We start from the raw sequence: 26757 nt of genomic DNA on the forward strand, positions 1-26757 counted from the left end.
AGCAGCTTCGGAGTGATTTTCCGAGATATAATCTGCCATTTCATCCATACTCTCGAAACCGGCAGTTACGAGAGCAACCGAAGCAAGCCAATTCTGGTGCTTCTGTGCTTCTGGAGGTGTTGTGTGGTACCGATCCGGATCACGAGTTCCGAAAACCGCTACGAAGAAAGGGTACTTCGGACGTCGAACGCCATCTTCTGTTTTTGATCGAAATTGCCTGTCAACCGTTCCGTACCCTCGCATTGTCTTTTTACAGGTGGCCAGAGACCAAGTTCCGCCATGGTATCCCGGAGCGCTTCCCGTCTGTGTTAGCCCAGCCTCTGGTTGATACTCGATTGTTTTTGCAACGTAGAACCGGCCTCGTGGATTTGTGCCTTCTACATCGTATTCATCAGCATAGTCTCTCGCTTTGTTAGACATCCAGTCTTGGATGTCATTGGGTGTTCTAAACTCAGATGAGTCAGGCTCTTCCCCCCGTTCCGCTTCAATAGAGTAGTCGTGTTCTTTGAGTGAACGCATGTTCTCAGGAATTATCCTGCGTAGTGATAATTCTTGAAGCCTGGTTCCATTGAGTTGATGAGTAGGGGATGAGTCGATGAGAGTATGTCTGAAGGAAATCAAGGCTCCAAGGTTTTACTAATTGGAATCGGAGCTGATGGCACTAATACGAAGCCACTTCCCCCCGTCTATGATGATGGGACGTTTGAGTACGTCCCGATCCCTGAAACACAGACCGGAACAGCCGAACCTATGACCTACGCGAATTGGGGATTCGCGTACCAAGACACGACCGCAGCGTCCTACTTCTGTCGTATACGGCCGAGTAAAGACGAGGAGTGGATTCAAGGAGACGAACTCGATAACCATCCTTTCCATCGAGACCCGAATTTTGAGGCGCTTACCTTTGGAGACAAGAAAGGAAGTAACGGAACCGGTAGGGAACTCAGAAAACTACGTCAGGGGGATGTTCTCGGCTTCTATGCGGGGCTTCAGAATGAAGGCCGAAAACATCGCTATGTGATTGGCCATTTCACCGTCAACGACGTAATTGACTTAGAACACCATAGAGGCGAGCGTCAGGTTGAGTTGCTTAATGAGTCCCCGAATAATGCTCACTCACTCCGTTTCCGGGGTGAGGGGGAGTCAAAACACGATGACGTCGTAATAATCGATGGCACAGACCCAGGAGGATTGCTCTCACGAGCATTCCAAATTAGTTCGTATGACCGATTCGGCTCTAGCCAGTACTACCTCACTGATGACTTTGCTGGTGAATTTTGCGTCCGTGGTCATGATCCTGACGGAGCAGAAAAGGATAATAAGGAATGGCTCGGATTCAAGGATCCACTTTGGTGTGATATAACCCCGGAGAAGTTCCGTAGTAAGACACCAGAACTCCGGTGACTGGGTCGGCTCTGCATCGCATGGAGGTTCGGATTAAATTCACCACCTCGCGGTGTTTGTCGTCAATGACGAGATGTTGCCTCTACAGTATCCGGTAAGAGCGTACGAAATAAAATTCTCTATTCGGCGGTGTTTGGGAGGCTAATCACAGGTGATCCTTCATACAAGTCACGCAGTTCGTCATATGAGCGTGCTTCGGTATTCCGGAAACAGCGCCGGGCACGGCCGTTCGAGTGCAGAATCTTATGGTACTTGTAGAATTCACAGAGGCAGTTCTGGATATTTGCTAATGACAACTCCAAACGGTCCCCGTCTTTTGTCACCAAGTAGGGAAAGTTCAGGTCCAATCGTTCGAACTCCTGTTGCTGGTTTTGGCGGAGCCACCGCATCACGTCAAGACGGTTATAACCGTTAAATTCTGTGACAAGCTGTTTTAGCCCCTTCTGAGCACCCGGACCGGGAGCCGACCAGTCATCCGGAGAAAACGAGAGTACAGAGTCGCCATCGTAGTAGTCTACAGGGTACAGAAGATCGACAAGAACTTGGTACGAAAGGAAATTCCCGAACCCGTGCTGTGAACGGATTAGCTTGTAGGCCTCTTCCAGCGATTCGGTAGAAAGCATATTGTCAAAGAACTCTGTCTCATCCGTGATTTCATTGAAAAGCGCAGCTACATTTTCCACCTTATCAGAAGAACCCATCTGATTGTAGCCGCTCACCATGTACGCTCCGGTGAATACCGTCTCCTCTAAGTTGTCCCGTCGATGTTTCAGCTCCTCTTCGAACTCTGCTGCATCGAATGTTTCCAGTGACTGAAACCCAAGATACTCGTGGGTATCAAGCCGGCCGATTAACCGGTATAGCATCACATTCAGAATCTTGTCTTGACGCGAGGCATCCACCTCCAAGATGTTCTGAATCACGTACTGTGTCCCAGGATCCAGCTCGCGGTAGACGTTCGTGAATCGGTACTCCTGCAAAATCTCGTCATCAGTCCATGGTGACGGTCGGCCTTCAATGACCCGACTATACCATACCTGCTGCCGTTCGGTGATGAACTGCCAGAACAGATCAAGAGATTCCTCATCGAGACTATTCCGAATATCATCGGGCTGTATCAAGGACTCAGACATTACTCGTATGCTCTGAAAGGCAATCGTTGACTCATTGAATCTTACGACACACATGTCCTCACTGAATATTCGGTAGGAGAAACACTTTATGCGGAGAATACGTCAACCGAGATGTAAAATGAGGTATGAATCCGATGGGGCTCCTGATTACGCGCCCCCTAACGGCTCGTGGGAGGAGCATCAGGCATCGGAAGATGCCCAAAGCTATCTGACACTCTACTACTGTGAGGACGAGATCAGCAAATATCCTGTTCGAGAGGTGACCAAGGTCAACGACAACAAGAGCGACCCGAACCTTGAGACGATGAGTTACGGGTTGTGCTCTACCTGCACCCGGGACATCCGATCCGGCCTGGTGAAGAACAACCGACCCTACCTCTTCTTCTGCACAAATATCAATGGTGAGCGTCATCTCGCCGGATACTACCATATCGGCTGGTACTCACTGGGTCCACCGCTGCTCACTAATTACCGGAACGGCAGCATCCAGGACGACTACCGTCTCGTGGCGGACGAGATGAAGTGGATCTACCCACCGATCAGCTTCGAAACCGTAGCCGATGAAACTGGGTTCGACGGGATTTTAACCGGGTTCAGAAAGAAACTCATTTCCTCCGAGACAACCGACACTCTCCTTGGTCTCTTCGAAGATCGGGAGGACTGTTCCCAACAGTACCTCGACGAGATCCGGCGACTGGAACTGATCAACAAGCGGTATCACGAATACCGATACCCAACTTGGGAGAGAGAAGCCGGATTCGACTGGGAATCTGTCCAAAGCTACGTCGGGACGATGCAAGCCGGCGAGGATAACGAAACAAAGCAAACTCTTGAAACGAAAATGGAGACGATGAATATTGACCTATCTCTTATCGCCTCAGAGAGCGTATCCGACTGGTTCTGTCTAATATGTGATCACGAGTTTGAAAATAAGGCTCCACTGAAACTGTGCCCTAACTGTGATAATGGTGGGGGGATTATTCCAGCAAGAGCGATCAACACATGAGCAACACCACACTACTTGACCTGCAGAAACGGCAGCAGGAACACGATAAGGAGCATCACCGCGATATCTTCACACTCCCGTATCCGGACAGGATGAACCACTACGTACACCACTTTTCGAAATACGTGGGGCGTATGTCCCGTGACTATGCCGATGATGATATGCGGATTGATCAAATCGAAAAGACGCTTGCTGACAGCTTCATCGTCGGACTGGCAGCGGCGAACACACTAAACTTGGACTTGCAAAGTGAGCTGGAGGGGATGTTCGGCCTTGAGGCAGACGGAGTCGCTGAATGGGGAGACGCGCTGAATCCTTCCGATGAAGTGATGGATTCGGAGGAGCTGAAAGAGTGGCTGTTCACGCGAATGGCCTCTCCGGCGGGTCGTATGGCGAACGCGATGGAATCGCTGGACCACATGGAACCGATGAACACCCGCGAAGTTTTGGAAGAGGAGACAGTAGAAATCGTCTCTAACCTTCTCATCGCTGCGGAGAACCTGGGCACCGACCTTGAGCAGATCCTAAGCGATCGATGGACCAAAATTGAAGAAGAATCCATTCTGTAAGACAGCGAATTTCATATGGTAGAGAAATTCGACGAATTCTACGAAGAATTCTATAAGCCGCAATTCGAGTGGTATGATACGAAGGCGATGAGCAACAAGAAGTATCATCGAGGGATGAAGATATCCCAGATTGCTTTAGCTGCGATTCTTCCGGTCGCCGTCACGTTGTTCCCGGTGACATCCAGCGCGTTCTGGAAGAATACCATCATCATTGCCTCTGTTCTACTTATCATCCTGGAAGCCCTCGAATCGTACCTGAACTATCAGAAGAAGTGGATGAACTATCGGACTACTGCTGAGGGACTTCGACGCGAAGAGCAAATGTTCAAAACCGGAACGAAGGAATACGAGGGCGCGGAGAATCCCGAGAAGCTGTTTGTCGAGCGGGTGATGGCGCTCACGAGCCAGGAGAACCGGTACTGGGAGATCACTACACGAAAAGCACAAGAGGCATAGAAGCATTGTGTCAATAAGCATGGCTTACCAGGCCGGATGAAATAATGACCACCCGTCGAGTCTTTATTAGTTACGAGGGAAGCGACCGGATGAAAGCGAAGGGCTTCCGGCTGCTTCGATGGAACAAGAACGTCAATGTCGAGTTTCAGGACCGGCACCTCCTCGACCCTGTTGACAGCACGAACAGGGGGTACATCCAGCAGTGTATCCGGGATGAGATCAAGGGAACCTCCACCACTGTGGTCTTAGTAGGCGAGAACACGAAGGACAGCGACTGGGTGGACTATGAGATCGAACGGTCACTGAAAGACGGGAATGGTCTAGTGGCTATCAAGGTGGATGACAGTATCAGCGACGAGGACGTGCCGGACAAATTGAAAGAGAACGGTGCAGAAATTGTCGATTGGAATCCGGACGAGTTCGGTGATGCAATCGAACGGGCAGCGAGCCAGCGGAGCAAGGTCGGTGAATCTACCGTTAGAGGCCGTGCAGGTACCGGCTGTGGACGATCTTAACGGACGGTGGGAAAATCTTACGGGCTTTCGTCGATATGTGGCCTGTTGACGTAGCTACCGCCACTTCGACTCGATAGACGTTCGGTATCGCAGTCTAAGCACAGACGTGTTGCAGCAATGTTTAATCTGCTGCGCCGGGTAGTGATCGCGGACATCCTCTAGGTTCTCGTGTGACTCGATGAGGTGGGTCAGTGCGGCATCAATGACGTCCGACATCGGTGGGTCATCCGCCGGGTCGGAGGCTACGATCGTGCTCGCCTGCTCAAGCAACCGCTTCCGGTCGTCGTTGAGTCGGAGAGTGGTGCGGTCAGTCGTCATAAAGCGTTGTGCATACGGGGGTCGTCAGAGCGTGAATTTGCGGTGACTGAACCCGGTTCTGTTTATATACGGTGCTTCTCCGCCGTGTCGCGGCCGTGGCAACATGGGTGGTGGCGAGGACGAATCTATGCACGTTCGTCTGGGTGGTACATACGTTGGCGTGCATACATCGAAGCCACTGCTGACATTGCCGTGTGGATCCTGGGTGTCGGGCTTGGAGACCCGGCTCCAGATGTTTGGAGACGGCCATTCGTCTTGTATGTAGACGGTCGCTCCTTGACGGCTAAATAAAGTTGGAAAGTTGCCCACACGTTGTTCACCCGATTTCGAGATGGGGTTTGACGGGGGTGTCCGGAACTTTACGTCATCCCCCTCTGCCAGTTTCACATCCACAACTGGAATTGCGGACAAGGGTTTCAAGTCCAGTAATAATATAGAAAGGTTTCATTTGGGACGTGGTTACAGCAGATATTCTCTAACAACCCTATGCCATCTGGCGGTTATCATTTGGGAATCGCGCGGTGGTTCGTCAGCAATAAACCCGTCTCATCAGTTGGCTTCTCAAAACACTGAGCACCCAGACCCTTGCGTTCAAACTACATCGCATCGAACGGGTGGTATGGAACTCGTCACCAACACGACCCACATCCACGGGACTCATGGTCGCGTCACAATTGAGAAAATCTACCGAGAGTACAGCGTCTACGATACTGAGCGCGGCCACGGGAGTGTTCCTGGTGCCTGGTATATCCAGTACTTGGCCGTGGACGGTGACATGTACACCGACACCGTTGACGGGTTCGTTGAAGCGATTACCGGTGAGTGACCGCTCGTCTGTGTCTTCGGGCTCAGTAACTGGCTCGGGGTTGTCCGAAACCAACACGTCCTCGATCTCCGCATCCGCTAGCGCAATTCACACCCCAGCTCTTCTCTCGCAGTCGATTCTCCTTCGATAGTAACGTGGCAAGGCCTCACTCGTCAATGCTTCTGCTCCAAACACAATCGAATCACTCAATCAAAAATATCAACACGACTCACTCTACCGAAACGTCTCAACCAGTCAATAGAATCGGTACCATCGTATCACAAGCCGTGATACTATGAATACACCAGGGGATATCTGTCAGCGATAATCTCTACCGGGCATAGGGGATGGCCACTCACTGTGAGCACGCCGAGTAATAACAGTGAGCGATAACAGTGAGCGATAACAGTGGGTAGGCACACCGGGTGGTAACATTGAGGGATCACGCTCTGTAGATACACTGAGCGCTCTCACCGTGCGGTCACTAACTGTACTTAACTCATTAACCAGAATGTCTGCACCGGCATGCGATTACGATGTCTCTGCGACTGGGGTCCGTTGGATTCGAACGGACGCGAAGCGTGCTTGCTCATGGGTTTTGTTGGCTACTAGCTGAGAAACCCAGTTCGGGTGTATCAGCACCCGGACGCTTTCCGTACGTCCCGTGGGACTGGGGCTTCTCATGCTGCGGTGGGAAATGGACTAGTATAAAAAGCGAGACTTTGAGGCGTTATGTCCAAGTGAGAAACAAAGGGATGGCCCTACCTTGAGGCGTCTTCGGCTCCGAGATACTCGTTATACTCGGTTAACAAGGCGTAGGTGAACACGAAGAAGGATAGGAGAATGATATCTGCATTGAGCTCAGGGTCCTCCAGAAGACGTCCATGTGCAATCTCGTTTCGTTGTTCCCGGACGCTCTGCATAACCTCCAACAATTCTCCGCTGAAAAAGTCATCGAGCAGAACTTTCAGACGTAGTGGCTTCCAATCCGCGTCTCTGTATCGATACTCAAGCCGAGTATTCCCTTCTTCTGTTTCCCGTTCATCGACCCGCCCACCAGTACTTTCGACGTAATCCTGAAGCATACCTTCGAACTGCGAAGCCGTTCCGCCCATAAACGACCAGTACCGGCCTTCAGAATACACTGCCAACAATTCTGCAACCAGCCGTTCACGGGACGTAAATAATTCTGCGGACCGGAACGTCTCTTCCAGTCGAGAAATCATTTCTTCATCAACAAGGTGAGTATCCCGGTCATCTATCTCGGCAATCTGATCGAGGGCTGCTTGGAGCTGCTCGATTTGGGTTTCGTACCCAGTTAACGTTGATAGAGGAGATACAGAATCATACGTTTCCGAAATAGCAGGCCTATAAGCGGAGTCAACACCTTCGAGAATAATCGTCCGAGCAGTTTCCCGGGATTCTTGAGAACCGTAGGGGCTGAGCGCGTTGAGCCGGTCAAGTGTTTCCTTACTTAGCTGCTTGATAAAAACTGGGAGGTGTCGTAGTGGCTGTGTCTGTACTTGGACGTAGTCGGCGTCGAAATTCGGGAGTTGCGCTTTGTTTAGCCGCTGGTACAACGGTGTATTTAGGAGCGTCTGAATAGCGTCTGGGCTTGGTGTTTCTTTGCAAGAGATTCCTACCACTCGATTATCATAGAGCACTTCGTCCGCATCGACTTCGATCTGGTACCAAGTTACCTCGGACGTAGTAGCTCCTGTGACAAGGTCAGGATTGGTTATTGATATTGAGCGTGGTAGGACTCCGTTCAACCCGTGTCGTTCGCGTACTACTGGAGCAATCTTTTCTTCGACGTGTTCAGCAGCTTTGGCATCAATAGGTTCGAGTGCCGTGAGAACCTCGTCAATATTCCTTGCATCGAGATTGTTTTCCTCGATAAACTCACGAAGATCGAAAAGATAGTAGTCGATATGTTCGCTAGTGATCGGATTTTCTTCAGGAACCGATTTGATAACAGGAGTGAAAAACCTATCATCGATCCCTGAATCTGCACACTGCTCCTCATCGAAGTAGAAACCTTGATTATGGCCAGTCGTCATCCCTCTTGCGATTCTTTCGGTGACATCCTCAAGCGTCGGGAGATTGCCCGTGAAGAACGGAGCCGCGCCGGGTGCATCTAGGAGCGTACGGAGCGTCGTTGTAGATATATCCGAATGGACGCTTACAGCATTGACGTTATCGACGGTCTTAGCCGCTGCTATCGAATGTACTGCTCCACAAACACGGTCAAGGTTATCGAATGAGGTTACATTCAGAATCCCGATTTCTGATTCACCCGAAGTTCGCTCGACACACGCTATTACTGGCTCAACCCCGACGATTGGGAACGTTATTTCGGGGAGTTTGACTAGCCTCTTGAGTACGACGCCGTCTGGGAGAACCCGTTCCCGAAGATTGCGGACAGCGTGGGACGGCAGTACGAAACAACCTCGGCCCGAATCAGCCAATAACTGGCACGCTGCATTCACAAACTGATGCTCAATCCGTGAGTGCGACCTCATATTCGAATTATTTCGATCTTCGCTTTTTCCAGGACTGCGGCCTTCTGGCGGATGAGCTACGACACAGTCGAATCCAGTTTCTGGTAACGGATTTCTCTCTTCGTCCGAGCTCGGATACTGGTCAAGCGAACGTTGTGGATCGGTAGAGACTTCATCAAGTATAGAGAAGAAGTTGTCAGTACGGATTTGCCAGTCTGTGATTCCCCGTTCACGAACTCGTGTTTCCGTAATCGCACACGCTAATCCGTTCTGGTCCACTCCCATGGAATACGTCGGCTCATCAATGGCATCGATTGCAGCTGTGAGGAGTTCACCACTTCCACACGCGGCATCGAGAACCGACGTTCGGTCACCGGCAGTTACCCAATTTGCGACGAGGCTCGCAACTTCTCGTGGCGTATAGTAGGTCGTTAGATTTGCAGCCAATACCTGTTCGAGGAGCTCCATGACGCTGTATCGTTCATCTTCCGAGAGGTAGTCCATCTGAAGCCGCTCCCGTTCAAGAGTACCCGTTATGAGACTACTCACAGCTGATTGAATCCCATCTAGTTCAACACCACCAAGATGCGCAGGGAGATAGGAAACGTCGAAATTATTGATGGTTCCCTCCAGCAAAAGTACAGCACCTTCTATCGAGATGAGCAAGTAATCTGCCGCATCAAATTCTTCTTCAATCACTTCCAGACGATCGTCAGAATGATGATCCGTTCGATAAGATTCGCCATACACTACGAGAAGAGTTTCCGACCCGTCAATCAACAACACGCCGTCTGCGAGCTCGGCAACCCGTGACACCCCTTCGATTTCTCGGAGTTCTTGCCTGAAATTCGAGATAGACATAATCATGACCACCCTTCACTTGGTGATGAACGTTTTCCTGATATCATGACGCACCCAAGAAGTAAGCGCAGAAAGACAACCAATCTTAGATTTGAATTCTACGACCGAACGCCCGCTGAGACATCTCCATAAAGGGCCTCTGCCTGGTGCACAATCGGTTCCACAAGCGACTGATAATCGTCATGCGAGAGGCCATTCTTTCTGAGCAGTCCCTTCACCCTCGTCTTCAATTTCGAACGCATAGCCTTCCGGTTCGTCCAGTCGATATTCACGTTCTCTTTCAGCATCTCGCAAACCTCTTGAGCAATCTCCTGTAGTTGCTCATCATCGATCTCCGTTTCACTATTCGTCGATATTGCGTCGTAGAATGCCAATTCCTCGGCGGTCAGACCCAGACGCTCCTTTCGGCGATCCTCTTGTTGGAGTTCCTCTGCGTAATTCCTCAACTCCTCAATCACTTCTTCAGTGGTTAGAAATTGGTTATTGTACTCGTTTAGAGTCTCCTCTAGTTCTTCCTCGAAGGAATCGTACTTTGCGAGATTCTGTTGCTTCCGGGTGGATATCTCATTTCGGAGCAACTTCTCAAGCATCTTCACCTGTAGCTCCGGCTGCTCAACACGTTCAACATCAGAGAGGAACTCATCGCTAACGATCGGTTCCTCTGACTTCCATTTATCAAAGCCAGCGACCGACACGACATCGTCAGCAGTGACCCCCTCCGCGATTAACTTCTTCATCGCCGAGTCTAATTCCTCATCCTTGGTCGAGTCCTCACTCTCCAAGGATCGGAGACTGTCTCGCACTGCCTCGAAAAAGAGTAAGTCAGAACGTATTTCACTGGCTGCGTTGTGCGGAGTCACCAACGCAAAGGCGCGCTTGAGTTCCGCCACGGCCTGCATGAACTCTTCTTGTTTCTCTTCGGTAGCGATGACCTCACTCTCGGCACGATGGATGAGACGAGACAATTCGAGTTCGCTGAGTTCCTGCCAGCCCTCGTAATCAATCCGTGAGAGGTATCGAGAAACCTTGTGATGCTTTTGTTGCATCACCTCAACGGCAGTTTCGACATCGACCATCGCCATCTCCTGGATGTCGGACGTGTACTTGTCCAGGGCTTGGCGCAGATCCTCTGCAATGCCGATGTAGTCAACCACGAGCCCACCTGGTTTGTCCTTGTAGACCCGGTTCACCCTCCCTATCGCCTGGAGCAGGTTGTGGTTCTTCATCGGCCGGTCGATGTAGAGGGTATGCAGTGGTGGGCAATCGAAGCCAGTCGTCCACTTATCGCAGACGACGATTATCTTGAGAGGGTCGTCTGGATCCTTGAACCGGCGTTTGAGCTTTCCTTCACTCACGGGGTCGTCGATGTGCTCCTCTGGCTCCGAGATGACCACACCAACTTCCGGGGCATCAGGCTGCTGTTCAATATATCGTTTGTATTTGACCGCAGCCTTCCGACTAATGGAGACAACCATCGCCTTCCCCTCGATCTCGCGGTCGTTGTAGTGGCCGACGATGTCGCCCGCAATCTTTTCGAGACGGTCATCGGCGGTCTCGATGATCCGACGAAGGTTAGTCCACTTCTCGACGAGCTCGTTCTCTAGTTCCTCATCACCGGAGTTGAGTAACTCTCGCACCGATTCACTGATCGCCTCCTTATTGAGTTGGAGTTTTGCAAAGCGAGATTCGTAGTAAATCGGGACGGTTGAACCGTCTTCCTCAGACCGGTCGATAGTGTACTGGCTGACGTACTCCCCGAACGTCATTCGGGTCGCGTTGTCACCGTCGTGAATTGGGGTGGCAGTGAACCCGATGAAGGAAGCATTGGGGAGTGCATCTCGCAGATTCTCTCCCAACTCTTTGGTCTGTGAACGGTGAGCCTCGTCTGCCATCACAATCACGTCTTCGCGTTCGTTGACGACGGGGTGCTCTCTCTCACCCTCCTGTGTCTGGAATTTCTGTATTGTCGTGAAGATCAGCCCGCCAGCTTGCCGGTCGAGTTTGTTACGCAGGTCTGCAATGGTATTGGCCCAGCTCACGTTGTACCCGGCGTCGCTGAACGTGTGCGTGATCTGCTCGTCCAACTCGTTCCGGTCGGTGACAACAACGAATGTCGGGTTCCCGAACTCACTGCTTCGCCGGATCTTCCTGACGAAGTAGACCATTGAGAGCGATTTTCCGGAGCCCTGAGTATGCCAATAGACACCGATACGGCCCAAGTCGTCTCCCTGGGTACTCTTCGCGCTTTCGACGGCCTCTCGGACACCGTAGAACTGGTGATATCCTGCCAGCATCTTCACGGGCTTTCCGTCCACTTTGCTGAAGAGGATGAAGTTCTCAATTAGATCTAAGAGACGTTCCTTATCGAACACGCCCCGAAGTAGGACCTCTTGTTCGGGCAGGCCGTCTCGCTCATCGCCTTCATTTTCGACATATCGCCAGGGGCGGTACCACTGCCAACCCGCATCGAGGCAGCCAATCCGGGCCTCATTCATGTCCGCCAGACCAATCACTTCGTTGTAGCGGAGGAGGGGGGAGATGTCGTTACGGTAGCGGTTATTGACTTGGTTATATGCGTTTTCGAGTGTCGCCTTCGGGTCAGTCGGGTTCTTGAACTCAAGCACACCGATGGGAAGTCCGTTGACGAAGATTATCATATCTGGCCGTCTTTGTGGATTGTCACCAACCTGAACTGTGTATTGGGTAGAGATCAACCAATCATTATTCTCAGGGTATTCAAAATCAATAGGATCAACGAACCGTCCAACTTGTTCTCCGTTCTTTTCAAATTCTACCTGGACTCCGTTGACTAATTGTGAATGTAAAACTTGATTGTCATCAATAAGATTAGGAGATTGTGTACTTGTGAGTTGCCGGAGAGCTTCGTCTATAGCTTTCTTAGGGATATCTGGATTGATCGTCTGAAGTTGGTTTTCAAGACGACCGCGAAGAACGACTTCAGAAGTTGAATGACGCTCTTCATTCAATTCCGAACCAGCGAGATGGTCATAACCGAGATTTTCAAGAATCTCAATGGCAGGCTTCTCTGAGAGTGAGAGTTCGTCCAGTCCCATTCTAACACCTTACGTTGGAATGTCTACTGACAAGTATTTCGGGGTATAACCTCCCCCGATATGAGTCGGGGGTGGAGTTCGTCATACAATTTGTTGAGTGACTGATTTTCACTTTGAAGAGAATATACTTGATCATACAGAGGTTCCACTGTCCTCTCATATTCATCCATTTGCTCCTGGGTGGGTAATTGAGTCTCTATACTACCAAATGCACGTTGACTAATTTCAGGATATGTACTCCCACTGGCTAATGCCGAGATCTCGGCCTTCTTTGACCGAACAAGATTTAGAAGAAAATGTGGTGGGATATGTCGTTTTGGCTGCAGCGCTATGAACCCCTGATTCATGGCCATTGGCGTCCTATTAATAACTACTTCCCCAATAGTAGCTCGACTGGAAAGGAAGATCGTATTCTCAGGCATCAGATCAACGTTTGTCTCCTGAAGAGCGCGGTCGTTCAATCTCCGTTCGGTTTGATATACTACAGTCCTGCCACTTTCTGTAACATCTGATGGGGTTAACCACAGATGTTCCTCCCCGATATAATCATCAGTACTCTTACGAGGACCGCCACTAGACATATCACAAATATCTTTGAATTCTACATTTTCATTCGTATCCCAGGCATTTTTCATTCCGTTACCGAAGATAGTTTCTGCTAATTCTTCACATTTCTCCATCAGTTGTGTATTCAAAGACATTTTTTCACCAAGTGGCATAAGAATTTCAACTATTTGTTGCTGGATTTGAATTGGCGGGATTGGAATTTCCCCTTCACGAATCTCTGAGAGATTTGTAGAGGGATAAGCACTACCAGTAGCGTTGACCACCATATATTTGACAAAATCCGGAGTTGTAGTTGCGTAGTAAAGATAACGAGGCAACAATTTATCCGAATTTTTAGGCCGGAGGACTACAAATCCCGTTGAGGCTACGAGATTCTCTGGTGGGTTTTCAATATACGTATATTGTTCTCGTCCCGGCCGAACTGTAGAAATGACGGTATCCCCTTCATCAACCCATCGCTTTGCTCGACTGGGAGCGTCAGAGACTAGGTGGTGATCTGTATCAGAAATATACCCTCTTCCCACATTTGATATGGTGAGATAAATCATATCGTCATATTGGAATCCCTCCGAATTCACCGAATCAGGGTTTACTTCACAAACTTCTTGAATCGAATGCTTCTCCCACGAATCGTTCTGATCAGTCATATTCCCGGATAGAAACGTGTCGAGATTCTCTTGGTCGCTCAAAATCCTAACTCCTCTATGTTTGATTCAATCTTGTTCTGTAACTCGTTTGTTCTTTTAAATTTCTCCCGCAATTCAGCAGATATCTCTTCCATTTTCACTTCATATGGTATACCGTCTCCGTCTGCTTCCTTAATCCCGACATATCTCCCAGGAGTGATGACATAGTCATTTTCTGCTATTTCATCAACTGTTGACACACTACAAAACCCAGTTTCATCTTCATAATCGCTTACTCCCTCCTCTCCCCGATAAGAACGGACAGTATCGGCAATGGTCTCAATATGTGTTGGTGTCAATCTGTTTTGAGTTGTGTCAACCGATTCATAGTATTCGCTTGCGTTTATGAATAGAGTTTCTCCACTCCGATTTCGGTATTGATCTGATTCTTTTCCTTTCGAGAGTATCCAGAGACATACCGGGATCCCAGTAGTATAGAACAATCCCCCCGGAAGCGCAATTACGGCATCAAGTAAATCGTCTTCAACAATACCTTTCCGAATTTCTCCTTCTTTGCCTCGGACAGACATCGAACCATTCGCCATAACAGTTCCTGCCATTCCTGTCTCATCAAGATGATAGAGCATATGTTGAATAAATCCAAAATTCGCATTGCTTGAAGGTGGAAGACCATATTCGAAACGGGGATCTTCTTCAGAAACAGTATCTTTCCCCCACTCGCTCATATTGAACGGTGGGTTCGTGATGATCTTGTCTGCATGGAGGTTGGGGAACTGGTCGTTCCGGATACTGTCTCCGAGTTGGATGTTCCCGTCGATACCTCGGAGATAGAGGTTCATCTTACAGATACGCCAAGTGGCGTCGTTAACCTCCTGCCCGTAAATGGACACCTGGCTCTCGTCCCCACCCTTTCGCTCTAAGAATTTATGACTCTGAACGAACATCCCACCAGAGCCACAGAATGGGTCGAAGATACGTCCCTCGAAAGGCTCCAAGATCTCAACGAGTAGTTCGACTACGTGCTTCGGGGTGTAAAACTCCCCTCCACGGTGTCCCTCCTGTCGTGCAAACTCCTTGATGAAATACTCGTAAACACGTCCGAAGACGTCCTCGTCCTGAGTGTCTTTACCGTTCCCAAGGTCAAGCTCGGCAAATTCATTCAGCAGCCCTTCCAACGTGTCCTGAGGAATCCGTGAATAACGCTTGGGCAGCATCCCGTCGAGACGGTCCGCATTCTCTTCCTCGATGGCTCGCATTGCATCGTCGATCTGTGCGCCGATGTCAGGGTCTGTCGCACTGTCTATGAGGTACTCCCATCGTGCTTCCTCGGGCACGTAGAAGACATTCTCACCGTGGTATGCGTCCTTGTCCTCCAGAATGAACTGACGCTCTTCATCGTCATCCCCGCAGTAGTACATCGAATCCTCATCGTGCGTCAGCTCCCGCAGCTCCTTGCGGCGCTGCTCGAACGCGTCCGACATGTACTTCTCGAAAAGGAGACCGAGAACGATGTGCTTGTACTCAGCAGATTCGACGGGCCCGCGAAGCCCCTCGGCAGATTGCCAGAGGCTCTTTTCGAATTTCCCGTCATCACCATTAATAGCCATACACCAATCACCGGAAGTTGGCAACTTCAACTTTTGCTTACTGCCTCATCGCAGTCAGGCTGCATCGAGGAACGATAGCTCTTCTTGGAGATGCTGAATCTGTGAGAACTCTGTGTAACCGTTAATACTGGCCCTATTGAGTACCGGTCTTTCATACTCCCACTACACGGCCACATTTACTGACCACAGTGGGCGATAACATTGGATGACCACAGTGGGCGATAACAGTAGATGGCCCCCATAGATGCCAATATTAGGTGGCCATCCCGGCAGATAACACTGGGTGACGACATTGGGCAACCTCAGTGAGTAGAAACGGTGGGTGGGCACTGCCTTTGTTCGGACCAACCGGTTTCCAGCACTCATCGGAGTTATTGACCGGACAGAATATCCACGCACGAGTAGGTAAGATGGAGGGGGACACTACGGCATCCGAACGGATCGGTCCACCACGACCGACCCGGCCGAACGAGATACCACGACCCACCACGGCCGTGGCCACTCTCTCTCTCTCTCTCTGGGGTGCCGGAGCGCCACTTCGTCCGGCAGTTTGTCGACGTAACCTCGCCTACTTGAATCTCCGGATACTCACACATCATCTACCGTGAAAACGACGTTGACAAAAAAGCGGCGTCGGCAGTCAGGATCGGTGTAGTGGTTGCCCTGGGACGGTCACGCCCCACTGACGAGGTGTGAACGCTGTGAGCGTTGCCTGCTTCCCACCCGGATTCGCTGATGTAGCTGGGTAGTACACGCGACCGTTCGGCTGCGACAACTCGGCCTCGGGTCCAGTTGTGTCGACGGCCCAGTCCTCCACTTTGCTGCCGCCCTCTGTCACCCATGCCGTTAACTCGGTCTGCGCCGGGTGATTCGCCGCGAAGTCGCGCGATGTTGGTTTCGACCACATCGGATCCTTGCGCCACGGCTCCCGCATCTCTTCTTGATCTTTGTCTGTGTCACGCGTGACACTCGTGACATCGCCGTTGAGCGTCGATTGCCACTCCCGTGACAGAGACGGTGTTGTGGTCGTGTTGTGGTGCAGGAACCGTGTTGTAGTCGATGTGTCCGGCGTGACATCCAGTGTTTCCTGCCCTCGAACTTCCGCGCCGATCGTCTCATCGTCCGCAGCCTTCGCAATCACATAGCACCACAATTTCATCGTCGTCATCCAGCGCTCGCCACCCGGAGCGCGCTTAATGAGCCCTTGTCCCTTGAGGATCGTCTGCGTTCGGTGTGAGAGACCACATTCAGACCATTCCCACGCGATCCCCGGAGGAGTGAGGTGCCGAGTGACTTCGTCCCAGTGCGAGCTGACCAGCATTGCAGTCCTCCGTGACAGGTCACCGGTACCCGATTGCCATTTCGCCGTCGTGTTAGTGTTAGTTGACAATTTCAGTTACCTCGTTCCTGCAGTACAGGCTCACGCGCTCTCTGCGGTGTGAGCGACTCATACGCATCCTCAACGACACTACGCTGACTCTCCGTGAGGTCTGTAACCTCACCGTCGAGCAATTCGTCCGCGACAGGTGCCAGCGCCGTCTCCGGCGGCCGTGCGTTCCCCGGCACGTCACCCGCCTCTTCGGCATGCAGACACGCTAACAGCATCGCTCCCGGGTCGATGTGCGAATCCCGATAGTCCGGCGCGTGGGCGTCTACGACTGCGTGGTACGCCTCATCAATCACAAGCCACCGCCCCCGGGATCGACACATCACTGAAATCCAAATCAATCTCCGCACCACCACCCGAACCACCGACACCGTCACAGGCACCAGCACCAACACCGTCACCGGGACTGCGCTCGATGTCATCATCCGGTTCATCCACACCCGCCAGAACCGACATTTGCTCCACCACCCCGCCAACCACAACCTCCGCGCGAACAACCGACACGCTCGATCCACGCCCAACATCCTCCTCACATGACCCGGGAATCGCAGCAACAACACGTCGAACCCCACCCTCCACGTCTTCACACGCGACATCCGTCACTGGCAACACCATCTCACCACGCTCAACGCGGAACGACAACTGGACTCGCCACCCAGCACCGTCACGGCTCACCAGCCCGGTCGCCTCCAACACCGACGCGTGATTCCGAACCGTCTGGGCCGACACACCAGCCCGGTCACACAACTCCGTCTGCGACAACACACGATCCGCGTGAACTAACGCCGACACGATCTCCCCAGCACTCCGTGGTAACCCGGGCAACACGTCTCGTGATGGGACCTGACGTAACACAAACCGGAGTTCCGCCCCATCCATCTCTCGAACCGATGACTCTGCCCCTAACTGTTGTAACGCCGCAGCGACCGCGAACGGCGACTCAACAACCGCATCAAGCACCGACACGATCCTTCGAGGCGCACGCAAGTTCTTCGGTCCGAGGACACGAGCAACCGTCACCGCAACCATCTCTCTCGACACACCACTCGTCACGTTCACCGGCACAACGAACTCCGGAGCATCCTCGTGCGGAGACACGCCCTCCAACTCACTCTCTAACACTTCCTGTAACCGTGACGCCGACCCGCCACGAACAACCATCGACCCGATGAAACTCCCGTGCGGATCAGCCGCATCAACTTCCACACTGAACGCCGACGCTCGCTTCTCCTCACGCTCCTCGAACAATTGCCGGAATGCCGCATGCGACTGGTAGCGTGACTGCACTAACACGGAATGTGCGATCGATTTACCGAGATCAGCGAGCTTCCCGGAATTCACTCCGGCCGGTACGCGAACATCTCGAATCAAATCCACGCCAGCTGCATCGAGTAAATGCACGATAGACCCGGCCAGCCCGTGCGATTCACTAACGATCTCACCAACGAACTCCGTCCGCTCATCGTACTCACCGTGGTGGAGTTTCTTCGTCATCATTTCGATATCCTCACCCCACTGCACCAGCATATCCCGGAACGACTCACCGTCCGCTAACACGTCATCAGTCAAATACCCGATTTGACGGACCCGACGCAACACTTCACTAGGCACCTCATCGAGAACCCGGTCAAGCGTCCGTTCACCAAGCGCAGCATCCACCAGACGCGGTGACGCTAACGCCACAGCAATAGACACCGTGTAGTCTAACGGGTTCGTCGCGTGAACAGACACGACCGCTTCACCACGCCGGTCATCCATCGACACGAACCGTGACCGCGAATCAACATCGGAAACACCGGTGTCCACGACCGTCACACCACTCGAATCACTGCCGCAAGCGGCTATCGCAGCGTGATCCGCCCGGTTGAGGTACACAGTCCGGTACGGTGCGGTCGTTGAACCGGGGCTGTCGGTGGTGCGGTCGTCGGTGCCAGTGCGGTCCCCTGCCGGGTGGTCGCCGGGGCGCTGTCGCGGTACACGTCTCTGTCGTGAGGAATTTGGGGTTCCGCTAACGCTGTTTTGCAGGGTGGTTTGCCGGCCGTCGTGTTGGTTGAAATACGTGAGGACTTCTTCGCCGGCGTTGAGCAGCGTGATTTTCTTCGCGGAGTCCGGGTTGTACGTTTCGATGAGTCCGTAGTCTTTGAGCGTGGAAATGCATTGCCTGACGCGTGAACGACTGGTTTCCAGGGTTGCGTGCGTTTCGTGGTAGGAGAGTGTGTGCCCGGGAGTGTCGTCGAGCGCGCGAAGGATTTGCGTTTCAGTGTCGTCTGCGTTGAGGTCGGTGAGCGCGTCGTCGATGCGGCTTTCTGGGTGGTGTGCGTTCGCCCATTCGCTAACGCCGGGCAGGTGATCGCGGTGGTGGTGACGGATGAACGCTTCCGTGACTCTCGTGGTGACGAGTTTGATGTCGAATGCTTTGCTGAGTATCCCGATGAGCTCGCAAATGTTGGTGCGTTGCTGCCGGTCGAGCGCTTCGAATTCACCGGGCGTGATTTCGACGGCGATCGTTGGTGCGGTGGTTTGCGTGTCGTCGTGTGTGGTTGTGGCGAATCGGAATAACTGTGCAGCGGCGTGAATGTCGTCGGTGGTGCTGTGCCCGGTGCCGAGCTCGCGGAGAACGGTGAGGAGTTTCCACGCGGTGGTTTGCGTGTGACGGCGACGGTGTTCGTGGAGGAGTGATCGTGTTCCGTGCCCGTTGAGTGGTGTTTCAGTGATTCCGACGGTGTTGAGTAGCGTTTCGAGTTCGTTGTAGCTTCGTCCGGTGACGGTTCCGATGGCGTTGAGGAAGTAGTGCTGCACTGCTTCGTTCGCGGTGATTTCGTTCCAGAGTTCGGTGACGGGTTGGCTTCCTGTGACGGTTATGGTTCCGGTGGTGTGTTGCCGTGTTGCGGTGAGGCCGGTGTTGTCGGGCGTGTCGGCTGGTGGCGGGGTGGGCGGGGTGGTGCCCGGTTCCGGTGAGCCCAGTGTGAGCGCTGGTTGGCGTGTCGGGCGTGTGTTCGTTCCGTCCGATTGTCCCGGCGATTTCCTCGGCCCGGGTACTGTACTTGTCGCGGTGCTCGGTGAGCGCGATGTCCACTTGGTCTTCGAATGCGTCGGCGTGGACCGGGGTGAGGGAGACGAGGTCGCCGTATTTTTCTCGATGCTCGGTGATCGTGTCGGTGAGCGCGCCGGGGAACGCGTCTTGGTCTTCGGGTTCGGTGATATCGATCTCGTCCCAAGTTTCAGCGTATGTACCTGTGTTCGCGTACGCTTCACGTTCGCCGGCTCGGTCGGCGAGAATCTTGGCTCGAAGTTCGCACGCGGTGTCTCGATCGTCTGCTTGGGCGAGCGACCGGTGCTTATCTGTGTCGCGTGTGCTGCCGCACGCCGGGCATGTGACCGTGTCGTTCCGGCGGAAATTCTCGACGACCCAGTGGGCTTGACAGGTGCTGCACGCGGTGACATGGAACGTCATGCGGCATCACCGGGCGTGAAGCGGGATGACTGCTTCACAGAGAAATTAACGTGCAACACGTCGCTATCCCGGTCGTTGTCTTCACCGAGACGGGGGTTCAGGTTCTCGTCGTCTACCACTCTTCTTCACCCCCTGTAACATGAACGATAGCGTTACGCGCAACCACAACCGGCGCACCGGGATTCCCGGCCGCTGGGTGCAGACGCGCGAATTCTGCGTTCATCGTGTCGATCTTCCACACCGCGCCGTCGTACTCGATGAGTTTCCCTGGCATTAGGCGAGCACCTCCAGGGAGCTGGCATCATCAACGCAGAGTTGCCTGTCCGTGTTGACGAATTGGTGGGCTGCTTCGATGGTTTTCCCGTCTCTCAACAGGATCAGCGCTGGTTTTCCAGATTCGGTGCGACCACTTTTATTAGGTTTGGTCTCGTATGTCAATCTGAGTGCACCCTGGTTAAGGGCACTCGGCGGACCCGGGCGACCCTCGTGGTCACCCCGGGATCAAGTACTTTGCATCGCCAGAGGCGTCGATGGATGCAACCGCAGTGGGGGGACGGTGAGAGTTTCGTCCGGATCTCCGAGTGTATCACCACATAGGGGTCTGACTCTTATAAAAGCTCGCGGAAGGGGTTTTAGTGGATATAGGATTCGAGCGTTAAACCCGCTCTACTCAATGACTACAATCCTCACCCAGGTAGTCATCGGTAGATATATTAATGAGATTACGGGCGAAGATCCGAATAATCCATACCGACGCCCATCCACCGTTGACTTGACCCCCTTCACCTGCTCCGACGATTTTACAAATCTTCAACCGATTTTACATCCACTTGACTGAGAGTGTAAAACGAAATCAGGCGCTACACGACTCAATGGAGTGGTTTAGAGTGTTGTTTTACAGATTTTACGGGTTTTACACTTTTCATTTAGATGGGTATGCGCGAGACTCTCTCTCCCCCGGGCTCTCGGTGGTTCTGTAGAGGCATCTCTATGTATACCTCCCCTTATCTGAGAGACGTAAAATCTGTAAAATCTGCCTTCACCCTTCCGCCGTATTTCGATTATCGTTTGACACTGTGACGTAAATCTCTGTGAATCGCGTGTGAGATTGTGTAAATCGGGTCATTTGGATCGTTGGTGCGAAGAGGGCGCGTCGGCTACGCTCGCATGTGTCGTGTAGTGAGTCTCCTGTGAAGGGTCGATTGCCTTCACCACCACTACACGGTCACTGACGGTCACACCTGCACTGCATTGCACTCGCGGTCGTGTGGGTCCTGTCGTCGCCGTGAGCGTGTTGAGCGTCTCGTCCCTGCGTGGGGACGCGTGGCTGTGCGTCGTCGTGTGGTGGATTGTAGAGCTCCTAATGTGGTTGGCGCGATTGTGAACGTTGACAAGAACAGTACCGCCGGTTGTTACTCGGCGTCGTTGTTACCCTACACGGTCGCGGTCGTGACTGGCACCCTTGGGCGTGGTTGCCTACCTGTACCCCAGGTATCAGCGCTTGTTCGATTAAGCCATACGGCGTGTGAGCTGGCATCGATTGACAATCCATCGCGCATCAAGGCACCCCGCCCGTCGTCGCCACCCAGCCACGAGTCGAGTTTTGACTGGTCACCCCGGCCTACGATCGTCCGCCGGCACCCCAAGGGGGAACCGACACCCCCTCGGAGCCTACCGGCGCTTGAGCACACCACTGACTGCGTCGCTGCCAGGGTAGATCCCATCTACATCAACACCCATCTTTGGATGAAATCGGCCGATATAGAACCGTGGCAAACGCCAGTTACCGCCTTAGATCGCTTGCCACGGTCTTATACCCACCTTAGCTACCGTGGCTCGATTCGCGGTGATTTCTCGCCGGATGACTGATTCCGTTATTTTGCATTGATTCGCGTAACGCTCCTTTGTGAATCGCTACAGTGCATCCCGTAACACCTTCTCCCGGTGGAGCCTACCGGCGTGTGAGCGGATACCCGCCCCAGTGGCAAACGTATCACTCTCTTGAGGGGTAAATCCCCCACCCCTACTACACCAAACACCCTCTTCGGACGAAATCGGCCGGTATAGACCTGCGCCAAACGCATTTCACGACCACAGCTCACTTGGCGCAGGTTCTAAAGCTCTTAGAAGCTGCGCGATGGTTTCAATACTCAATTTTCTGATATGGGGTAGTGGATTGGTTTCTGCGGGGGGTTTCTGCAGTCGGGGTTCTACTTTCGCGGGGGGATTTCGCGCCGGTGTTTTCTTTCCGCAGGGGGTTTCTGCGAACGTGTTGAACTATGCCCGCGAAAACCCCCCGCGAAACCTTATACCACCACGCGCAGAAATTTTAACCGTAGAATAAGATGACACAGTTAGAGATTACAGATGTCGTTGAACCGGAGGTGAATAGCGAAGAGAATGACAGTGAATCGTTCATCGCGTTGACTCGCGCGGCTACTCTGAGCCTGCAAGAATCTCATCTGCGCGAGGTCCTCGCGGCAGCAGATACTGTTGCTGATGCGGGTGTTGGCGCAACGGAGAGAAGTAAGATCGTCCGTCGTGTAGTCGATAATGAGGCTGACCAGAACCCAGCTCGCGTTGGACCGGGTTGGGTGTCATGGTCGTGCGCACAAGACGGCAGTAATGCTGACGGTGCGATTCAGGTTGCGTTACGTGACGACATTCCTCACCTCTTCGTTTACAACTTCAGCGTGTTCGGCCAGTCACCCGGCGTGATTTCCGATCGGATTCGAGAGGCTACTGATGCTGGGATAACGGTACATATCGTCTCACGGGGATTCGATGTGAATGACGAGAACGTTGGCACGGTTCTGACGGTGTTGTACGGTCTCGATGAGACTGGGTTGGAACTGCAGCGTGAGGCTGAGATGCGGGACGTGCAAGCGTGGACTGGTGGCTTCTCGCAGGACCGTGGGCGCGCGTCGTTGGGGTTCACCTACGATGATGGTGAAGTGGTGCCGGGGGAGAATTTCGACGAGGTGCGCGCGGTGCTGGCGATGGTGCTGGACGATTCGCCGGACGGGTTGTCGCGCCGACAGGCTGCTGAGAGGCTGGATGCGTCGCCGCGCACGATTTCGCGGGCGATTGAGGAGCGCCCGGATCGTTACGGGTTAACAAAAGAAGATACGGGGGAGTGAGCGTGCCGGGGGGTGCCTGCCCTTGCCCACGTCCCTACACCTGATCTAAGTACTTCCTCCGCTGCTCTGCCTTCTGTCGTTCCGTTCTCTGGTCATAATGCTTATCGAGCGTATCCGACTGCACGTCCGCTCGTGAACTGACCGCCGGTTGCGGGACATCGTTCTGCAACCAGTGCGTAATCGCACCACGCCGAATCGCGTGCGGTGACACCGACGACGGGCACTCGTACGCTAACTGGCGGTCTTTCGCGGCATCACACGCTTCTGGGTCGCGGTCGTGTGGCCACTCGTTCCCGACAGCACAGGGGCGCGTGCAGGCGTACGCTGTCGCCTGAATCGTCTGAACGTGCGGGCGGCCGTGAACGGTCGTTATCAGCGGTTTGCGTCCGTCGTCCGTAACGTCATCGCGGTTCGTGTCGATGAAGTCGTTGACAGTCTCGCGCACCCCAGGTGCGAGGGCGATAACACGTTCTCCCTCGCCCTGGTTCTTCAACGGTGTTCCGCTGGCTGGTCGATGTTGGACGTCCAGTACTGGGTTGTCAGTGTCGAGTTCACAGTCACGGAGATCGAGGGCGCGGAGTGATCCGCGGCGGAGGATACACCGCCACAGTAACAGCATCGTGACGTGGTCGTTGCTCGCGTATCCGTACTTTTCCAGGTAATCGAGGATCGCTTGCGCGGCTTCCGGGTCAAGCATCACATCCCGCTCGTTATCCCCGTCGGAGAGTGCCGGTGAGAGGACTGCCTCACTGATATCGTTCTTCGCGGCATCGATCGTCTCGTCTGCCCACCTCAAGAATACGCGGAGCGTATCCAGCTGGGTTTTGAGCGTGACGTTGTTAATGTCGTGCTCGTCACGTCTCCACTGCTTGTACCGGTGACAGTCGATCGGATCAAGTTCAGAAAGTAACTTGATGTCTCCCTCGCCAGCGCACCACTCAGTGAAGTGTGAGAGGCGCGACCGATGAGAATAGATCGTTGATTGAGCGAGTTCGGGTTGCTTGTCTGCCAAATACATCCTGACGGCTTCGGTAGGTTCGATGTCTTCCATGGTTCGTTTGGCTCTAGCGAACACCGGCCGAGAACGGGGCGCAAGTTGTCGGGACTTCAACTCACCCGCATCAACAGACAGACTGACTTAAGCGAAGCCTCTACGTCTGTTGGATGCTAAGAGAGTTTATTCCAAATGGGCGCTGCAGGCTTTCAAGTGCGAAAATAGTCCTTGGAAGCCAACACTCTCAATTGTCATTGAGATACCTGTTCAAAATAAGAGGGGCATAGATTCAGCCGCATATTTATATCCTCCTTCAACAAAATGCGTAGACGTGCCTGGGGTGCAGGACAGTATCGTCGGTCTCGATAACGGATTCAAAAGCAGTCGCGGCTCCCTGGAAGTGAAAACCCCGGTTTCAACAGTATCAGTGTGCGCTTCGTGGACCTTCAAGATCGCGTGCGCAAGAATGGGTTGGGGCGGATTCGAACCGCCGACCTGCTCCGTGTGAAGGAGCCGTCATAACCTGGCTAGACCACCAACCCGCTCGTGTCGAGGTATCCGACCTCGGGACTTAAGGGTTACTTTGTCGAAACCCCAGTCGACGACGCCTCGCCGGACCACCCATGACTCACGAGCTTCGATTCCTCGAACGCGTGCGCCGGACCGTCGCGAGCCTCTTGCACCTCCCGCTGTCGGCGATCGGCCTGTACGCCGAGCGGGAGACGCCTCGCGACCAGTACGCGCTCACGCTCCGCGAGCCGTACCCGATCGTCGAGGCGCGCCTTCACCGGCTCGGGTTCGTCCGCAACCTCGTCTCCTCGCTGAAGTTTCGCGACTACGCGACCCCGCCGGAGACGTCGGTCGCCAGCTGGGTACGGTACCCGGACGGAGCACTCAAGAGCGACTTCCAGCTCCACCTCGCGCTGTTCGTCGGCCCGACCGGCTCGACGACCGACGTGTACGCCCACTGGGAGCCCTCCTGGATCCGCCACCCGGTCCGCCACTACCGGGCGAGCGACGTCGACGCCGAGACCGGAATCGAGCGCACGCGGGCGCTGTTCGAGCTGGAGGGGATCGAATACGTCGTGGTGCCGGCCGAAGAGCGGGTCGCTACCGGGGCGGCGGCCGTGGAAAACTAAGAGACCGGGAACTACTCCTCTGCGGCGTCGTGGCCGCGGTACTCCTTCACGCGCGCCCGAGCCGAGGCGACCGCCTCACGGGCCTCCCCCTCCGCGCGCTCCTCGATCCGCTTCAGATCGGTCTGAAGGCGGTCCAGCCGCGACGACTCCGGCTCCTCTTCCTCGCCGACACCGACGAGTTCCTTCACGCGGGCCTCGACCGGCTCCAGCTCCTCTTTCACGCCCGCTTTCGCGTGCTCCGCCGCGCGACCGAGGTAGTACCGTGCGTCTTCGAAGTGTTTGCTCATATCTGTCCTTTAGAAGGCAACGGATATATTCTTTGTGGCGAGACGGCGGACCGAGCGCGGTCGCTCGCGGGATGGGAAAACGAAGGCGACTGTCAGTACGAGGACGACTCTCAGTACGAGGGCGACTCTTCGGGCTCGCCGTCGCGCGCGTTCGCGACCCGCCCGAGCGTGAACAACAGGTCAGAAAGACGGTTGAGGTAGGTGACGACCGCTTCGTTGATCGGCTCCGATCGCGCGAGCGCGACGACTCGGCGCTCGGCGCGGCGCGTCACGGTCCGGGCGTGGTGGAGGCGCGCGCCTGACTCGCCCCCGCCGGGCAGGATGAACGAGGTGAGCGGCTCCAACTCCTCGTCGAAGGCGTCGATCCGCTCTTCGAGGGTCTCGACCAGCCTGGGCTCCACCTGCGGGTCGTCTGGATCCGGGTCCGGGTTCGCGAGGTCCGCCTGTACCACGTGGAGGTGGTTCTGAACCGTCTCCAAGAGGCCGTCGAGGTCGTCGTGACCGGTCGGGCGCACCGTCCCGATCAGCGCGTTCGCCTCGTCGACGGTCCCGTAGGCCTCGATCCGCGGGCTGGACTTCGACACGCGACTCATGTCTCGCAGGTCCGTCTCTCCCTGGTCGCCGCGGCCGGTGTAGATCGTCATGCGAGGGTGCTCTCGACGTACGCTAGGATGTTCGCGCTCTCGGCCATCGTCACGCCGCGCTCCTCGTCGACCAGAACGGGGACGCCGCGCTGACCGCTGACCCGCTTCACCTCGTCGCGGTCGGAGTGGAGCGCGTCGACCCATGCGGTCTCGTACTCGATCCCGGCGTCGTCGAGCGCGTCGGACACCTTCTCACACCACGGACACCCGTCGAGCGCGTAGAGTCGGACTGCCATGTCCCACCGATCG

Annotated in this window: 24 protein-coding genes and 1 tRNA gene; 8 read left to right on the forward strand and 17 right to left on the reverse strand. The window is 53.9% G+C overall.

Annotated elements, in window-relative coordinates; all coding sequences use genetic code 11:
- The first annotated feature begins 603 nt into the window (after positions 1 to 603).
- Positions 604 to 1404, forward strand: coding sequence for a hypothetical protein (locus U4E84_RS04210; protein WP_322530847.1), 801 nt, complete (start codon positions 604 to 606; stop codon positions 1402 to 1404).
- A gap of 119 nt (positions 1405 to 1523) precedes the next feature.
- On the opposite strand, the gene U4E84_RS04215 is transcribed toward U4E84_RS04210, so the two are convergent.
- Entirely contained in the window at positions 1524 to 2537 is a 1014-nt protein-coding gene (locus U4E84_RS04215; RefSeq protein WP_322530848.1) for a nucleotide kinase domain-containing protein, read from the reverse strand.
- 118 nt (positions 2538 to 2655) lie between these two features.
- Here U4E84_RS04215 and U4E84_RS04220 point away from each other — a divergent pair, with 118 nt between their 5' ends.
- Genes U4E84_RS04220 through U4E84_RS04235 form a run of 4 tightly spaced genes read left to right on the forward strand, consistent with a single transcriptional unit; the run spans position 2656 to position 5083 of the window.
- Complete coding sequence (locus tag U4E84_RS04220; RefSeq protein WP_322530849.1) at positions 2656 to 3543, forward strand: hypothetical protein; 888 nt, start codon at positions 2656 to 2658, stop codon at positions 3541 to 3543.
- Positions 3540 to 4112, forward strand: coding sequence for a hypothetical protein (locus tag U4E84_RS04225; RefSeq protein WP_322530850.1), 573 nt, complete (start codon positions 3540 to 3542; stop codon positions 4110 to 4112). The genes U4E84_RS04220 and U4E84_RS04225 overlap by 4 nt, the downstream gene beginning before the upstream one ends.
- A 15-nt stretch (positions 4113 to 4127) precedes the next feature.
- Positions 4128 to 4568, forward strand: a complete 441-nt coding sequence (locus tag U4E84_RS04230) for a DUF4231 domain-containing protein (protein WP_322530851.1) — start codon at positions 4128 to 4130, stop codon at positions 4566 to 4568.
- Positions 4569 to 4612: 44 nt separating this feature from the next.
- Entirely contained in the window at positions 4613 to 5083 is a 471-nt protein-coding gene (locus U4E84_RS04235) for a TIR domain-containing protein (protein WP_322530852.1), read from the forward strand.
- Positions 5084 to 5137: 54 nt separating this feature from the next.
- On the opposite strand, the gene U4E84_RS18965 is transcribed toward U4E84_RS04235, so the two are convergent.
- On the reverse strand, positions 5138 to 5401 hold the full coding sequence (locus tag U4E84_RS18965) for a hypothetical protein (RefSeq protein WP_345785496.1): 264 nt from the start codon (positions 5399 to 5401) through the stop codon (positions 5138 to 5140).
- Positions 5402 to 6020: 619 nt separating this feature from the next.
- On the opposite strand from U4E84_RS18965, the gene U4E84_RS04240 reads away from it, so the two are divergent.
- A complete protein-coding gene (locus U4E84_RS04240; RefSeq protein WP_322530853.1) occupies positions 6021 to 6227 on the forward strand; it encodes a hypothetical protein in 207 nt (68 codons plus the stop codon).
- Positions 6228 to 6967: 740 nt separating this feature from the next.
- Here U4E84_RS04240 and U4E84_RS04245 read toward each other — a convergent pair.
- The 10 genes from U4E84_RS04245 to U4E84_RS04285 all read right to left on the reverse strand — a co-directional run bounded on the left by U4E84_RS04245 (position 6968) and on the right by U4E84_RS04285 (position 20578).
- Entirely contained in the window at positions 6968 to 9568 is a 2601-nt protein-coding gene (locus tag U4E84_RS04245) for an N-6 DNA methylase (protein ID WP_322530854.1), read from the reverse strand.
- A gap of 98 nt (positions 9569 to 9666) precedes the next feature.
- The gene (locus U4E84_RS04250; protein ID WP_322530855.1) at positions 9667 to 12642 is read right to left on the reverse strand and encodes a type I restriction endonuclease subunit R; all 2976 of its coding nucleotides are present in this window, start codon (positions 12640 to 12642) and stop codon (positions 9667 to 9669) included.
- Positions 12643 to 12665: 23 nt separating this feature from the next.
- Positions 12666 to 13898 (reverse strand): restriction endonuclease subunit S, encoded by a 1233-nt coding sequence (locus U4E84_RS04255; RefSeq protein ID WP_322530856.1) that lies wholly within the window; start codon positions 13896 to 13898, stop codon positions 12666 to 12668.
- Positions 13895 to 15463, reverse strand: a complete 1569-nt coding sequence (locus U4E84_RS04260) for a class I SAM-dependent DNA methyltransferase (protein ID WP_322530857.1) — start codon at positions 15461 to 15463, stop codon at positions 13895 to 13897. The genes U4E84_RS04255 and U4E84_RS04260 overlap by 4 nt, the downstream gene beginning before the upstream one ends.
- Positions 15464 to 16103: 640 nt before the next feature.
- Positions 16104 to 16784: a hypothetical protein gene (locus tag U4E84_RS04265; RefSeq protein ID WP_322530858.1), complete on the reverse strand. Its 681-nt coding sequence runs from the start codon at positions 16782 to 16784 to the stop codon at positions 16104 to 16106.
- Positions 16785 to 16855: 71 nt separating this feature from the next.
- Positions 16856 to 17146 (reverse strand): hypothetical protein, encoded by a 291-nt coding sequence (locus U4E84_RS04270; protein ID WP_322530859.1) that lies wholly within the window; start codon positions 17144 to 17146, stop codon positions 16856 to 16858.
- Complete coding sequence (locus tag U4E84_RS04275) at positions 17139 to 19649, reverse strand: MarR family transcriptional regulator (protein WP_322530860.1); 2511 nt, start codon at positions 19647 to 19649, stop codon at positions 17139 to 17141. The genes U4E84_RS04270 and U4E84_RS04275 overlap by 8 nt, the downstream gene beginning before the upstream one ends.
- On the reverse strand, positions 19558 to 20304 hold the full coding sequence (locus tag U4E84_RS19025) for a DUF5817 domain-containing protein (RefSeq protein WP_369698422.1): 747 nt from the start codon (positions 20302 to 20304) through the stop codon (positions 19558 to 19560). The genes U4E84_RS04275 and U4E84_RS19025 overlap by 92 nt, the downstream gene beginning before the upstream one ends.
- Positions 20301 to 20423, reverse strand: coding sequence for a hypothetical protein (locus U4E84_RS04280; RefSeq protein WP_322530861.1), 123 nt, complete (start codon positions 20421 to 20423; stop codon positions 20301 to 20303). The genes U4E84_RS19025 and U4E84_RS04280 overlap by 4 nt, the downstream gene beginning before the upstream one ends.
- Positions 20417 to 20578, reverse strand: a complete 162-nt coding sequence (locus tag U4E84_RS04285; protein WP_322530862.1) for a hypothetical protein — start codon at positions 20576 to 20578, stop codon at positions 20417 to 20419. The genes U4E84_RS04280 and U4E84_RS04285 overlap by 7 nt, the downstream gene beginning before the upstream one ends.
- 2071 nt (positions 20579 to 22649) lie before the next feature.
- Between U4E84_RS04285 and U4E84_RS04290 the strand changes: the two genes are divergently transcribed.
- Complete coding sequence (locus U4E84_RS04290) at positions 22650 to 23444, forward strand: hypothetical protein (protein WP_322530863.1); 795 nt, start codon at positions 22650 to 22652, stop codon at positions 23442 to 23444.
- A gap of 34 nt (positions 23445 to 23478) precedes the next feature.
- Here the strand turns inward: U4E84_RS04290 and U4E84_RS04295 are convergent, their stop codons facing one another.
- The gene (locus tag U4E84_RS04295; protein ID WP_322530864.1) at positions 23479 to 24495 is read right to left on the reverse strand and encodes a phage integrase SAM-like domain-containing protein; all 1017 of its coding nucleotides are present in this window, start codon (positions 24493 to 24495) and stop codon (positions 23479 to 23481) included.
- 410 nt (positions 24496 to 24905) lie between these two features.
- Positions 24906 to 24980 (reverse strand) — tRNA-Val (locus U4E84_RS04300).
- A gap of 81 nt (positions 24981 to 25061) precedes the next feature.
- Between U4E84_RS04300 and U4E84_RS04305 the strand changes: the two genes are divergently transcribed.
- The gene (locus tag U4E84_RS04305) at positions 25062 to 25577 is read left to right on the forward strand and encodes a hypothetical protein (RefSeq protein WP_322530865.1); all 516 of its coding nucleotides are present in this window, start codon (positions 25062 to 25064) and stop codon (positions 25575 to 25577) included.
- Between the two features lie 11 nt (positions 25578 to 25588).
- On the opposite strand, the gene U4E84_RS04310 is transcribed toward U4E84_RS04305, so the two are convergent.
- The 3 genes from U4E84_RS04310 to U4E84_RS04320 all read right to left on the reverse strand — a co-directional run bounded on the left by U4E84_RS04310 (position 25589) and on the right by U4E84_RS04320 (position 26744).
- Positions 25589 to 25864 (reverse strand): hypothetical protein, encoded by a 276-nt coding sequence (locus tag U4E84_RS04310; protein ID WP_322530866.1) that lies wholly within the window; start codon positions 25862 to 25864, stop codon positions 25589 to 25591.
- Between the two features lie 110 nt (positions 25865 to 25974).
- Positions 25975 to 26508 (reverse strand): cob(I)yrinic acid a,c-diamide adenosyltransferase, encoded by a 534-nt coding sequence (locus tag U4E84_RS04315; RefSeq protein WP_322530867.1) that lies wholly within the window; start codon positions 26506 to 26508, stop codon positions 25975 to 25977.
- Positions 26505 to 26744 carry a glutaredoxin gene (locus U4E84_RS04320; protein WP_322530868.1) on the reverse strand — a complete coding sequence of 80 codons (240 nt, stop codon included), beginning with the start codon at positions 26742 to 26744 and terminating at the stop codon, positions 26505 to 26507. The genes U4E84_RS04315 and U4E84_RS04320 overlap by 4 nt, the downstream gene beginning before the upstream one ends.
- Between the last annotated feature and the right edge of the window lie 13 nt (positions 26745 to 26757).

The sequence above is a fragment of the Halorubrum sp. AD140 genome (assembly GCF_034497445.1).
Lineage (GTDB): Archaea > Halobacteriota > Halobacteria > Halobacteriales > Haloferacaceae > Halorubrum.

Excerpts from the sequence above, each read along its gene's own strand:
- U4E84_RS04210 (WP_322530847.1), top strand. The coding sequence starts at position 604 with ATGTCTGAAGGAAATCAAGGCTCCAAGGTTTTACTAATTGGAATCGGA.
- U4E84_RS04215 (WP_322530848.1), bottom strand. The coding sequence starts at position 2,537 with ATGTCTGAGTCCTTGATACAGCCCGATGATATTCGGAATAGTCTCGAT.
- U4E84_RS04220 (WP_322530849.1), top strand. The coding sequence starts at position 2,656 with ATGAGGTATGAATCCGATGGGGCTCCTGATTACGCGCCCCCTAACGGC.
- U4E84_RS04225 (WP_322530850.1), top strand. The coding sequence starts at position 3,540 with ATGAGCAACACCACACTACTTGACCTGCAGAAACGGCAGCAGGAACAC.
- U4E84_RS04230 (WP_322530851.1), top strand. The coding sequence starts at position 4,128 with ATGGTAGAGAAATTCGACGAATTCTACGAAGAATTCTATAAGCCGCAA.
- U4E84_RS04235 (WP_322530852.1), top strand. The coding sequence starts at position 4,613 with ATGACCACCCGTCGAGTCTTTATTAGTTACGAGGGAAGCGACCGGATG.
- U4E84_RS18965 (WP_345785496.1), bottom strand. The coding sequence starts at position 5,401 with ATGACGACTGACCGCACCACTCTCCGACTCAACGACGACCGGAAGCGG.
- U4E84_RS04240 (WP_322530853.1), top strand. The coding sequence starts at position 6,021 with ATGGAACTCGTCACCAACACGACCCACATCCACGGGACTCATGGTCGC.
- U4E84_RS04245 (WP_322530854.1), bottom strand. The coding sequence starts at position 9,568 with ATGTCTATCTCGAATTTCAGGCAAGAACTCCGAGAAATCGAAGGGGTG.
- U4E84_RS04250 (WP_322530855.1), bottom strand. The coding sequence starts at position 12,642 with ATGGGACTGGACGAACTCTCACTCTCAGAGAAGCCTGCCATTGAGATT.
- U4E84_RS04260 (WP_322530857.1), bottom strand. The coding sequence starts at position 15,463 with ATGGCTATTAATGGTGATGACGGGAAATTCGAAAAGAGCCTCTGGCAA.
- U4E84_RS04265 (WP_322530858.1), bottom strand. The coding sequence starts at position 16,784 with ATGCTGGTCAGCTCGCACTGGGACGAAGTCACTCGGCACCTCACTCCT.
- U4E84_RS19025 (WP_369698422.1), bottom strand. The coding sequence starts at position 20,304 with ATGACGTTCCATGTCACCGCGTGCAGCACCTGTCAAGCCCACTGGGTC.
- U4E84_RS04285 (WP_322530862.1), bottom strand. The coding sequence starts at position 20,578 with ATGCCAGGGAAACTCATCGAGTACGACGGCGCGGTGTGGAAGATCGAC.
- U4E84_RS04290 (WP_322530863.1), top strand. The coding sequence starts at position 22,650 with ATGACACAGTTAGAGATTACAGATGTCGTTGAACCGGAGGTGAATAGC.
- U4E84_RS04295 (WP_322530864.1), bottom strand. The coding sequence starts at position 24,495 with ATGGAAGACATCGAACCTACCGAAGCCGTCAGGATGTATTTGGCAGAC.
- U4E84_RS04305 (WP_322530865.1), top strand. The coding sequence starts at position 25,062 with ATGACTCACGAGCTTCGATTCCTCGAACGCGTGCGCCGGACCGTCGCG.
- U4E84_RS04310 (WP_322530866.1), bottom strand. The coding sequence starts at position 25,864 with ATGAGCAAACACTTCGAAGACGCACGGTACTACCTCGGTCGCGCGGCG.
- U4E84_RS04315 (WP_322530867.1), bottom strand. The coding sequence starts at position 26,508 with ATGACGATCTACACCGGCCGCGGCGACCAGGGAGAGACGGACCTGCGA.
- U4E84_RS04320 (WP_322530868.1), bottom strand. The coding sequence starts at position 26,744 with ATGGCAGTCCGACTCTACGCGCTCGACGGGTGTCCGTGGTGTGAGAAG.